At 65.0% G+C, this 10266-nt stretch carries 11 protein-coding genes and 1 tRNA gene; 4 read left to right on the forward strand and 8 right to left on the reverse strand.

Annotated features, from left to right (window positions below; genetic code table 11):
• The first annotated feature begins 6 nt into the window (after window positions 1–6).
• From QM590_RS15690 to QM590_RS15705, 4 genes are read left to right on the forward strand one after another with little or no spacing between them, the layout of a single operon-like run.
• The gene (locus QM590_RS15690; RefSeq protein WP_269595634.1) at window positions 7–1146 is read left to right on the forward strand and encodes an isobutyryl-CoA dehydrogenase; all 1140 of its coding nucleotides are present in this window, start codon (window positions 7–9) and stop codon (window positions 1144–1146) included.
• Entirely contained in the window at window positions 1143–2201 is a 1059-nt protein-coding gene (locus tag QM590_RS15695) for an enoyl-CoA hydratase/isomerase family protein (RefSeq protein ID WP_269595635.1), read from the forward strand. The genes QM590_RS15690 and QM590_RS15695 overlap by 4 nt, the downstream gene beginning before the upstream one ends.
• A complete protein-coding gene (gene mmsB, locus QM590_RS15700) occupies window positions 2198–3106 on the forward strand; it encodes a 3-hydroxyisobutyrate dehydrogenase (protein ID WP_094638583.1) in 909 nt (302 codons plus the stop codon). Before QM590_RS15695 ends, mmsB begins: the two co-directional genes overlap by 4 nt.
• Window positions 3103–3879 carry an enoyl-CoA hydratase gene (locus tag QM590_RS15705; protein ID WP_269595636.1) on the forward strand — a complete coding sequence of 259 codons (777 nt, stop codon included), beginning with the start codon at window positions 3103–3105 and terminating at the stop codon, window positions 3877–3879. Before mmsB ends, QM590_RS15705 begins: the two co-directional genes overlap by 4 nt.
• Before the next feature lie 11 nt (window positions 3880–3890).
• On the opposite strand, the gene QM590_RS15710 is transcribed toward QM590_RS15705, so the two are convergent.
• The 8 genes from QM590_RS15710 to QM590_RS15745 form a co-directional block, all read right to left on the reverse strand.
• Entirely contained in the window at window positions 3891–4715 is an 825-nt protein-coding gene (locus QM590_RS15710; protein WP_068048313.1) for a DUF7159 family protein, read from the reverse strand.
• A gap of 102 nt (window positions 4716–4817) precedes the next feature.
• Window positions 4818–5351, reverse strand: a complete 534-nt coding sequence (locus tag QM590_RS15715) for a MarR family winged helix-turn-helix transcriptional regulator (protein WP_269595637.1) — start codon at window positions 5349–5351, stop codon at window positions 4818–4820.
• Window positions 5352–5386: 35 nt separating this feature from the next.
• Window positions 5387–6736 (reverse strand): DUF2254 domain-containing protein, encoded by a 1350-nt coding sequence (locus QM590_RS15720; protein ID WP_269595638.1) that lies wholly within the window; start codon window positions 6734–6736, stop codon window positions 5387–5389.
• A gap of 71 nt (window positions 6737–6807) precedes the next feature.
• Window positions 6808–7395, reverse strand: a complete 588-nt coding sequence (locus tag QM590_RS15725; RefSeq protein ID WP_269595639.1) for a class I SAM-dependent DNA methyltransferase — start codon at window positions 7393–7395, stop codon at window positions 6808–6810.
• Window positions 7396–7409: 14 nt separating this feature from the next.
• Window positions 7410–8291: a hypothetical protein gene (locus QM590_RS15730; protein ID WP_269595640.1), complete on the reverse strand. Its 882-nt coding sequence runs from the start codon at window positions 8289–8291 to the stop codon at window positions 7410–7412.
• Window positions 8292–8351: 60 nt separating this feature from the next.
• Window positions 8352–8424, reverse strand: a tRNA-Arg gene (locus tag QM590_RS15735).
• A 68-nt stretch (window positions 8425–8492) separates the two neighbouring features.
• Window positions 8493–9215 carry a DUF305 domain-containing protein gene (locus QM590_RS15740; RefSeq protein ID WP_269595641.1) on the reverse strand — a complete coding sequence of 241 codons (723 nt, stop codon included), beginning with the start codon at window positions 9213–9215 and terminating at the stop codon, window positions 8493–8495.
• Window positions 9215–10096, reverse strand: coding sequence for a thioredoxin-like domain-containing protein (locus tag QM590_RS15745; RefSeq protein ID WP_068048298.1), 882 nt, complete (start codon window positions 10094–10096; stop codon window positions 9215–9217). The genes QM590_RS15740 and QM590_RS15745 overlap by 1 nt, the downstream gene beginning before the upstream one ends.
• Window positions 10097–10266: the final 170 nt, after the last annotated feature.

Here is a 10266-nt window from a genome sequence, read left to right on the forward strand (position 1 = left end):
TCGGCGATGTTCACATTGAACGAGGACGAGCGGGCGATCAACGACACCGCTCGTGAATTCGCCGACGAGTTTCTGGCTCCGAACGCGATCGAATGGGACCAGAGCAAGCATTTCCCCGTGGACGTGCTGCGCAAGGCAGCGGGACTGGGAATGGGCGGCATCTACATTCGCGAGGACGTGGGCGGATCGGGTCTGACCAGAGTCGATTCGGTGCGGATCTTCGAGCAGCTGGCCACCGGTGACCCGTCCATCGCGGCATACATCTCCATTCACAACATGGTCGCCTGGATGATCGACACCTACGGAACCGACGAGCAGAGGCAGCGTTGGCTGCCGGGCCTGTGCACGATGGATCAGTTGGGCAGCTACTGCCTCACCGAGCCAGGCGCGGGATCGGATGCCGCGATGCTCGGCACCAAGGCGGTGCGCGACGGTGACGAATACGTGTTGGACGGCGTCAAGCAATTCATCTCCGGCGCAGGCACTTCCGAGGTGTACGTCGTCATGGCGCGCACCGGTGCACCGGGCCCCCGTGGCATCTCCGCGTTCATCGTGCCGAAGGACTCGGCGGGCCTCTCCTTCGGAGCCAACGAGAAGAAGATGGGGTGGAACGCTCAACCCACCCGGCAGGTCGTTCTCGAAGGAGTCCGCATTCCGGCCGAGAATCTGCTCGGCAACGAGGGCGACGGGTTCCGTATCGCCATGAACGGACTCAACGGCGGACGCATCAACATCGCCGCGTGCTCGATCGGCGGAGCGCAGTCCGCCCTCGACAAGGCCGTTGCGTACCTCGCCGAGCGCAAGGCGTTCGGGGCACGGTTGCTCGATGCACAGGCGCTCCAGTTCCGACTGGCCGATTTCAAGACCGAACTCGAAGCCGCCCGCACGCTGCTGTGGCGGGCCGCGGACGCGTTGCAGAACGACGCTGCGGACAAGGTCGAGATGTGCGCGATGGCGAAGCGTTTCGGAACCGACACCGGTTTCGAGGTCGCCAACGGCGCGTTGCAGCTGCTGGGTGGGTACGGCTACCTCAGCGAGTACGGCGTCGAGAAGATCGTTCGTGACCTTCGAGTGCACCAGATTCTGGAAGGGACCAACGAGATCATGCGAGTGGTTGTGGCGCGTTCGATCGTGGGTGCCGCATGAGCGACGTCATCCTCGAGGTCTCCGGCGGAATCGGTCGGATCACCCTGAACCGCCCCAAAGCGATCAATGCGCTCGATCATGCGATGGTGCGTGAGATCGCGCCGGCGTTGGCGCAGTGGGCAACCGACGACGCTGTCGATGTCGTCCTTCTGACCGGAGCCGGTGAGCGAGGACTGTGCGCAGGCGGAGACATCGTCTCCATCTACCACGACGCCAAGGACGGTGGCAGCGGCAGCAAGGATTTCTGGCGCGAGGAGTACATCCTCAACGCCGCGATCGCTCGATTCCCCAAGCCGTTCGTCGCCATCATGGACGGCATCGTCATGGGCGGAGGCGTCGGGCTGTCGGCACATGCCAACACTCGCATCGTCACCGAGCGATCGAAGATCGCGATGCCCGAGGTCGGAATCGGTTTCGTTCCGGATGTGGGTGGTACGTACCTACTTTCGCGTGCTCCGGGCGAGATCGGCACCCACTTCGCGCTCACCACGGCGCGGATGAATGCCGGCGACGCCATCGCAGTCGGCTTCGCCGATCACTACATCCCGTCCGACAAGCTGGAAGACTTCTACTCGGCACTCGAGACGGTCAGCGTCGGAGAGGCCGTCGCGACGTTCAGCGAGCCGGCACCGGAGTCCACGATTGCCGGTCAGCAGGGATGGATCGACGAGTGCTACGCCGGCGACGACGTCCAGGGCATCGTCGACGCCCTGGCAGCCAGCACGGTGCCGGAGGCGCAGAAGTCCGCGGAGGACATCGCGTCCAAATCGCCTGTGTCGCTGGCCGTGACGCTGAGGTCGCTGCGCCGGGCAGCCACGCTGCCGACGCTGGAGGCAGTGCTCGACGAGGAGTACCGCGTGTCGGTCGCATCCCTGAGCAGTCACGACCTCGTCGAAGGAATTCGAGCACAGGTGGTCGAGAAGGACCGCAACCCGCAATGGCAACCGCGTACGTCGGCCGACGTCACGCCCGAGGACGTCGACCGGTACTTCGCACCTCTCGGGGACGCGGAACTGGGCCTGTCGAACGCACACACAGAAGGTGAGCAGTCATGAGCGAGAAGACGATCGGCTTCATCGGCCTCGGCCACATGGGTGGACCGATGGCCGCCAATCTGGCTGCGGCCGGCTACACGGTGCAAGGCTTCGATCTGGTGCCCGCCGCGCTCGAGCAGGCCACGAAGGACGGCGTCACCGTGGTCGAATCGGCCGTGGCCGCCGTCACCGATGCCGACATCGTCATCACGATGCTGCCCAACGGCACACTGGTACTCGGGTTGTACGCGGACCTGCTGCCTGCCGCCGCGCCGGGCACGTTGTTCATCGACTCCTCGACCATCGACGTCGCCGACGCGCACACCGCGCACAAGCTGGTGCACGAGGCAGGCCACCGCAGTCTGGACGCACCGGTCTCCGGTGGTGTCGGGGGAGCGGCCGCGGGAACGTTGACATTCATGGTGGGCGGATCCGAAGAGGACTTCGCCTCTGCGGCAGCAGTTCTCGACGTGATGGGTCGCAAGGTGGTGCACTGCGGCGCAGCGGGCAACGGCCAGGCCGCCAAGATCTGCAACAACATGATTCTCGGAGTGTCCATGATCGCCATCAGCGAGGCGTTCGTGTTGGGAGAGAAACTCGGCCTGAGCAACCAGGCGTTGTTCGACGTGGCCTCGACTGCATCCGGTCAATGCTGGGCGCTGACGACCAATTGCCCGGTGCCCGGTCCCGTACCGACGAGCCCCGCCAACAACGAGTACAAGCCCGGCTTCGCCGCGGCGCTCATGGACAAGGATCTGGGCCTGGCCGCCAATGCACTGCGCGACAACGGTGTCGAGGGTGTTCTGGGCCTACGGGCGGCCGAGTTGTACGCTCGCTTCAAGGAAACAACCGGGGGCGGCACCGATGTCGACTTCTCCGGCATCATCAACGACATCCGCGAGCGCTCGAACGGAGCAGACCTGTGAGTGACTACGAGACCATTCTGCTCGAACGTCGGGGACGCGTCGGCATCATCGCGCTCAACCGTCCCAAGGCGTTGAACGCACTCAATTCCCAGTTGATGCGCGAGGTCGTCTCGGTGGTCGATGAACTCGACGCGGACTCCGACATCGGTGCAATTCTCATCACCGGTTCCGAACGGGCCTTCGCGGCCGGGGCCGACATCAAGGAGATGCAGCCCAAGTCCTACATGGACGTGTATCTCGACGACTTCTTCGCCGCCTGGGACCGACTGGCATCGGCTCGAACGCCGTTGATCGCGGCGGTGTCCGGTTACGCACTCGGCGGTGGATGCGAACTCGCCATGCTGTGCGACGTTCTGATCGCCTCGGACACCGCGGTATTCGGGCAACCCGAGATCAAGCTGGGCGTCATTCCAGGAATCGGCGGGTCGCAGCGCCTGACGCGTGCAGTGGGCAAGGCCAAGGCCATGGAGATGTGCTTGACCGGTCGCAACATGAAGGTCGAGGAAGCCGAGCGAGCAGGGCTGGTCTCGCGCATCGTGCCGGTCGCGGATCTCCTCGACGACGCCATCGCGACCGCCACCACCATCGCCGAGATGTCGCTCCCGGTCGCCATGATGGCCAAGGAAGCAGTGAACCGATCGTTCGAGTCGAGCCTTCGCGAGGGTGTTCTGTTCGAGCGGCGCGTGTTTCACTCGACCTTCGCCACCGAGGACCAGAAGGAAGGCATGTCGGCCTTCATCGAGAAGAGAACGCCGAACTTCCAGCACCGGTAGGGCCGGCGACCCTACCTGTCGGGGGACAGGAGGGCGGCCCCGCGTGCCGAGACCAACTCCGGCATCGACGGCACCAGCGTCGTCAGGCCGGTTCGCAGCTCGAGAGACCGCGCGATCGAGGTGATGTTCGCGCCGCCGCCCACCACGACGATGGACTGCGGTCTGGCACCGGACAATTCGATGGTCTGCTCCACCAACATGCCCGCGTACCGCACCGGTCCGGCGATCAGATCGTCGAAGTCACGTCGGGTCAGCACATGCCGCGCGGCACCGGATGGATCGGTGGTGCTGACGACGGAGTCGACGCTCAGCTGCTCCTTGATGGACCGGCTGGCGTCGATTCCGATACGAACACCGTTGGACGAAAGTAGCCGCCGAACCGAGTGATCGAGATCGTCGCCGCAGAACGTGGCCGTTCGCCGCGTCATGAGCGTGCGAGTGGACGCCAGGTCGATGACGGTGACAGTGGTTCCGGTGCTTCCGATATCGCACAACACGGTGACGCCGTGATTGGGCACCAGCCCGATGAAACGCAGATAGCGCACCTGCGCAGCGGTTTCCGGAACGAGCGAGGCCGTGCGGGCCGTACCGCTGGTGGCGACCGAACCGGGATCGGTGGCAACCCGATAGGCGATGGCGGAGAACTGAACCGGGAGCGACATCGTCGCGGCGATGGAGTGGATGGCGTCGACGCCGGTGGCGATCGTGGTGGACAGCGACTGACCCGGGGCTCGGCGCACCGTCCTGGACACGATGGGTGTGCGGTGGGGGCTGTCCAGATACGTCAGAATTGCGCGTGCGCCGTGCGCACCCGCCCCGACCCCCAAAACCAGCACCCCGCCCCGCCCTTCAGCAGATCGGCTCCGACCTGTTCCTGGAGCAATTGCACCACGAACGGTACGGGTGTGCCATTGTCTTGTGACGAGTCACGATCGAACTCAGAACGATGTAGTGATCTCGTCACTGTCGAAATCGCCTGCATCCGAACGGAGTTCCGCCAAGATCCGAACGAGCGCCAGTAATTTGTCCCGTGCCAGACCGGGGCGTGCGAATACCAGTGAGTTCAACCGCTCGGTGGCCTCGACTGCCAATGTGCGTCCCTGCTCGGTGATTTCGACCAGTGTGGTGCGCCGATCGCTCGGATGTGGGATGCGTCGAACGTATCCCACGGACTCGAGACGATCGACAGCGTTGGTCACGCTCGTGGGATGCACCTGCAGACGTGCGCTCGCCTTCGCCATCGGCAGAGCCCCGTTCTTGGTGAAGGTCAACAACGTCAGCAGCTCGTATCGCGAAAAGGTCAGTCCCGTCGGCTTCAACGCTTCCTCGACTCGGGCGAGCATGATCTGCTGCGCGCGCATCAACGAGGTCACTGCGGCCATACCGTCGGCGGCGTCGGACCATCCGTGTTTGGTCCACTGGCGGTGTGCCTCTGCAATGGGATCGAGGGGAAGCGGAGACGGTGCTGGCATACCGACCATCCTCCCACGGTGTCCGGTTGCGGCGTCTACCGAATGACGACGCGAGGTACTGCGAGCGGAACCCGATCCGTGATCGCGGCGCGGGCAAGCGAGATCTGCTCGCGGGCTTCGGCTGTGCGGGCGGTATCGGTGTCGCCGGAGGCCAACGCGCGGTCCAGCAAATCCAGTTGAGTCAGTACGGCGTCGACGTTCTCGGAATCGTGTGCCGCACGACCCACTCGCTCGGCGAGGCGAATTCCGGCCTGCACCACCATGGGGCTGCCGGTGCCGTAGATCCGCACCGCATCGAGGGCATGGTCGATCAGTGACGGAACCGCGACGCGGCGGGTGATCACCCGCACGGTGCCGTCGGAGCCGCACCGAGCACGGGAGGGCCTGGGACGCTGGACGACCGCGACCAGTCCGACCGTGAGATCGTCGATGGCGTTGCGTGCCGTGTACGGGTCGTTGACGCCCGTCGACAGGGCACGCACAGCCATTTCGGTCATCTGCTCGACGGCGAAAGCGATGTCGTGCCGCGGTGTTCGACTGGTGCCGATGGTGAACGACCCTCGAACCCGTCCGACCGCGTCGGCTGAGATGTTCGCCGATCGATCGGCCAGAACATCGGCGAGCGGTTCACCGGCAACGACGTGTTCACCGGGCACTCGATGAACATCGATCACGGTGTCGGTGTCGGTGTCGCCAGCGATGTTCAGCACTGCGTCTTCGTCGATGTCGATGATCACCCCGGACTCCTCGGCCAGCACCGTCGTGTAGACGGGCGGCTTGACGATGCCCTCTGCCGACGCCGCATCGGCGGGCTGCTCGGGCGGGTAGAGCGCGTCGACGGACGCCGACAGTTCGTCTCGGACGCGGCCGGACAGCGTCGCCACCTGGATCGACTGTGCGATGTGATGAATGAAGTAGACGAGCACACCCACGTCGACCACCGCGAGTGCGACGGCAACGTTGACGGCGATATCCGGCACGAAGACCGAGCCGTCGGATTCGATCGAGCGAATCGACCGCAGCACCATCAGCGAGTACAGGAACGTGGCACCGAAGATGCCGAGCACCACCTGATTGCCGCGATCGGCCATGAAGTTGCGCACCAGGCGGGGGCCGTACGAGGAACTGGCGGTGGCGAGGACGGAGATGGTGATGGAGAACGACGTCGCAGCCACGCCGAGCATGGACCCGCCGATGGCACCGAGGATGTCTCGGCTGCCACTGGCACCCACGTGGTAGAGCAACGAGCCCGTCAGATCGACCCGGGTATCGAGCAGATAGCGATCGAGACTCACCAGAGCCTGCGCGAGGACGAGTGCGACAACCCCGAGGACAGCGGGAATGAACCAGAACGACTCCCGCAGCTTCGCCATGTGTTCCTTCATGACGCACAGTCTTCCCGTAGGCGTCCGAATCAACCCTCGGTATCGAATCCCGTCGCTCGATCGATGCCGTGTCAGACCAGCAGGGCCGGCTTTCGTGCCACGGTGACCGCCCAGTCCGCGTCGGTGCGCCACGGCCGCAGATCCCACGTCGAGAATCGGTGCTCGAGGACGAAGCCGACCGCCGCCAGATCCTCGTCGAGCATGTCCACGGTGTACTCCCGATCGGTGGCGAATCCGGTGACGAACACTCCGCCTTCGGTCAGGTGTGCCCAGATGCGTTGGAGCGCAGTGCGTTCGGTACCGGGCTTCATGAAGACGAGTACGTTGCCCGCTGCCACGGCCGCGTCGAACGTCCGGCCCAGATCGAGCGTCGTCAGATCGGCGACGTGGACGTCGAGTTCGGGATGCGCTCGCGCGGCCTCGGCCAGAACGGGATCGAGATCCACTGCGGTCACACGATGTCCGCGTCGGGCCAACTCGACACCGAGGCGGCCGGTCCCGCATCCGGCATCGAGAATGCTCGACGCGGGCGAGGCCACCGCGTCGACCATGCGGGCCTCGCCGTGCAGATCCACGCCGCGTTCGGCCAGGCGGTCGAATCGCTCGATGTACCGCGCGGAATCGTCTGCGGAGTTCTCTGCTTGCCAGCGTGTGGTCACCCCGCCAGGGTAGGTCAGGTCAGGGAGTCGAGGGCCGACCGGGCTTCGGCCACGCGGATACGGGCCGCCTCGAGTGCCGCCGCCGTCGACTCCGCCTGTTCGACACTGGCCTCGTGTGCTTCTCGCGCAGCCTGCGCGCGGGCTCCGGCAGCCTTCAGCTCGGTCTCGATTCGCTCGACTTCTTCTGCAGCGCTGCGCAGTTCGGACGCTTTTCGTTCGGTGTCCGCTTGGGCTTCGTCGACTTCGGTTCGCGCGGTATCGAGATCGGATTCGGCCGACTCGAGTTCGGCGAGCAGTCGGTTCCGTTCGGCTTCGTCGGTTTTCTCCCGGTCGTCCTCGACCTCGGGAGAAACCGGGTTGTCATCGTCGGCGTCATCGTCGGGAGAGTCCGGAACGATCGAGAGCAGCGCAGGCCCGAAGCCGCTGTACGTTTCGGCCACCACGGTTCTGCCCGTGCGGACGCGGTCGCGTATCTCGGCGTCGGCCATCGCCGCGCTCAGGGTGTTGGAGACCTCGCGGGCAGCGTTGTCGCCGACGGTCGCCCCGAGGTGACGTCCAAGCGAGACTGCTCGATCGGTCAGGGCGCGTATCGAAGTGCTTCGGGCAGTGGACAATTCACGCAGTCGGGGGCCGTCGCCGCGCTGCTGGGCTCGTTCGAGTTGCTCACCCAGATCGAACAGTTCCGCCAGAGCCGATTCGTCTCGGCGAGCCAGGGTGTTCACCAACCACGCCACGACCGTGGGTTTGCGCAGGGCAGCGATTCGGGTGGCACCGGATTTGTCGCCGGCTTTCTTGAACCGGGTGACGTATGCCGCACGATGCGAGACGAAATCAGCGGGAGGGAGTGAGTACAGGTCGTCGACGACGGTCTCGACTCGGGGGAGATTCTCGGACATCGAAGTCCACCGTCTCGTTCGAGCAGCCACCGTACGACGATGACGTGCGTGAAAGATGTGTGCCCCCGGCAGGATTCGAACCTGCGGCCTTTCGCTCCGGAGGCGAACGCTCTATCCCCTGAGCTACGGGGGCGCACCGGACGAACCGGTGTGCCTGTTGGGCTGTACGAAAGACTAGCGCATCCGCTGCCCGAGCCGAAATCACCCCTCGGGCAGCGGCTGCGCACCCTTCTCGGCGAGCATTTGCTTCATCAGCGTCGACTCGCTGGTCTGGGTGGCGACCATGGAGTTCGCCAGATTGATCACCGCCGGCGACTGCGCGTGAGTCTGCGCGTACTCCATCATCGCCAGGCCGCCTTCGTGGTGGCGCAGCATGAGTTGCAGGAACATCACGTCGACGTCCGAGCCGGTGGCTTGGCGAAGCGCGGCGAGTTCAGCGGAACTGGCCATGCCGGGCATGGCCCTGGTGGGATCCGAGGATCCGGGATCCATGGACATCCCGCCCATCGAGTGAGCGTGAGAGTCGTCCTCGGCCATCCAGGTCATGTAGCCGTCGGTCGAGATCGGCGCTCGGTCCCACAGGGCCAACCAGCCCTGCATCTGTCCCACCTGGTTCTGCTGCGAGGTGAGCATGTCGAACGCCAGGCTCTTGACGGCCTGATCCGGCGCGTTGGTCAACGCCACCGCCGCCATCTCGATCGCCTGGTTGTGGTGCACGGTCATGTCCTGCGCGAAGCCGACGTCCACCGAATCCGCAGCGGGTGCGGTGTCGTCGTCCCGGAACGGACTCTGCACCAGAAAGCCCAGCGCGAAACCGATCGCCAACACGGCGATCAGCGCCAGCGCAACCAGCGCGGTGCGCTGGCTCGGCTTGGTGGCGGACGCGGTGGCGTCCGCGCTGTCGGTTGTCGTCGGCTCGGTCATCAGTTGGTGGGGACCTGAAGATCGCTCGGCAGCTGAACTCCGCCGGTCCCGCCGGTCTCGCTTGCGTCGGGGGTGATGCCTGCACCGTCCATCGGTACCGCGTCCGCGCCGGGTGCAGAGGCGTCGAACAGGGGCGGGTTGTCCGGATCGAATGCGTTGTCACCGGTTCCAGGCACCGATGCGCAGCTGGCCCCGACCTCGGGGTAGGCGAAACGGTTGAGGCGCAGGGCGGAGATGAACTGGCCGATGCGTTCGTCGTCCACACTGTCCAACTTGAGCTGGTGGCCCCAGGACTGCAGCGAGACCGGGGAATCGAGGCCGGGGTACGGCGACATCATCATCTGCGTTTCACCGTCGACGCGATCGGCCAGCGACTGGACCTGGTCCTCGTTCAGATCGTCGGGGTTGTAGGTGACCCAGACGGCACCGTGCTCGAGCGAGTGCACGGCATTCTCGGTACGAATGGCCTCGGGGTACACGATTCCCGTGCAGGTGGCCCACACGGCATCGTGCGGTCCACCGAACGGCGGCGACTGGTCGTAGGCGACCCGCTGTGTGCGCCCGACGTGCAGAGCCGCGGGGTACTCCTGGATCGCGACACCCTCGATGCCGGTCGACGGATCCTGATTGGCCTCGCTCGGCGCGAACTTCTGCGCCTCGGCGCGGTCCTGGTACTTCGGATACAGATTGATCCCGAGGCCCGCAACGAGACCGACGACGACAACGACACCGGCAACTGTCAGCCAGGGAATCTGCCTGCCCGTCGCGGTGGGCACGCCGCCCTTCTTCTTGCGAGCTGACTTCTTGTTGGCTGCATTGATGGCTTTGTCTGCCTTCGCAGCCGACTTGTTCTGACTGCCTTTGTCGGGACCCGTTGGCATCGCTGTAGTTGCTCTCTCAGTCGAGGAAAGGTGGTGTTCGGTTGCGCTGGTGATGCGTATCTGCTGGTGACAGCATCGTCCGATGACCATCAGCGCAGAGCGCCCTCACTGTACGTTCTCTGCCTGAGAGCGTGCTCAGAGCCTGCGCGGACCGCGCAGTCCGAGGTTGC

The organism is Rhodococcus sp. IEGM 1372, assembly GCF_030056835.1.
GTDB lineage: Bacteria > Actinomycetota > Actinomycetes > Mycobacteriales > Mycobacteriaceae > Rhodococcoides.